The sequence below is a fragment of the Rathayibacter tanaceti genome, assembly GCF_001634385.1.
GTDB lineage: Bacteria > Actinomycetota > Actinomycetes > Actinomycetales > Microbacteriaceae > Rathayibacter > Rathayibacter tanaceti.
This window is the reverse complement of record NZ_LIIN01000293.1, coordinates 1-748: the sequence shown is the minus strand read 5'-3', so window position 1 is coordinate 748 and position 748 is coordinate 1. Positions and strand designations below refer to the sequence as shown.

Here is a 748-nt window from a genome sequence, read left to right as displayed (position 1 = left end):
AGTTTGATGCTTTCGGCGCGCTTCAACTGAACAACGGTCCTTCCTTGGGAGAATTGTGTTATCACACATCATTCAGGAGAAAGAACCGTTGCAGGTGAAGCATGCAGCAGGATTGACGTACGCCGAGGCGAAAGCTCTGTCGAAGCGGATGCTTGGCGAGGTCAGCGCTTCAGGGGAGGCGCCGGACTGGCCGCCGACTCTGGGAGTGTTCACGTCGCTTGTCATCACGCTGAGTTATCTGAAACGCAACACCGCGCAGGTCGTGCTCGCCGAACAGCACGGCGTATCGCAGCCGACGATCTCCCGTGCGATCGCGTCGATCACGGCATGGATCGCAGCAACTCTCAGGGCGGACCTTCCGACCGCGGACGACCTCGACCCGAACGGCCAGTACATCCTCGACGGCACCCTTCTCCCGTGCTGGTCCTGGAGAGACCGGCCCACGCTCTGGCCGGGGAAGCACACGACGACCGGGTTCACCGTGCAGGTCGCCTGCGATCTCAGCGGACGCCTGGTCTGGGTCTCCGACCCGGTCGACGGCCACCGCCACGACATCGCCGTGCTACGCGCATCCGGAGCACTGCACGGCCTCGACCCCGCGAACTGGTTCGGTGACAAGGGGCTACATCGGGCTCGGCATGATCACCCCGATCCGCACAAGAACCGACCGGGACATGCTCGAATGGGAACACGAATTCAACAAAAACGTCAACTCGATCCGCTACCAGATCTAACGCGTGATAGCACA

The 748-nt window shown here is 61.6% G+C and carries 1 protein-coding gene; it reads left to right on the top strand.

The window, feature by feature from the left end:
- Nucleotides 1-55: 55 nt before the first annotated feature.
- Nucleotides 56-748, top strand: a 693-nt coding sequence (locus tag ACH61_RS16575) for a transposase family protein (RefSeq protein WP_161489694.1), incomplete at its 3' end; no start/stop codon positions are given.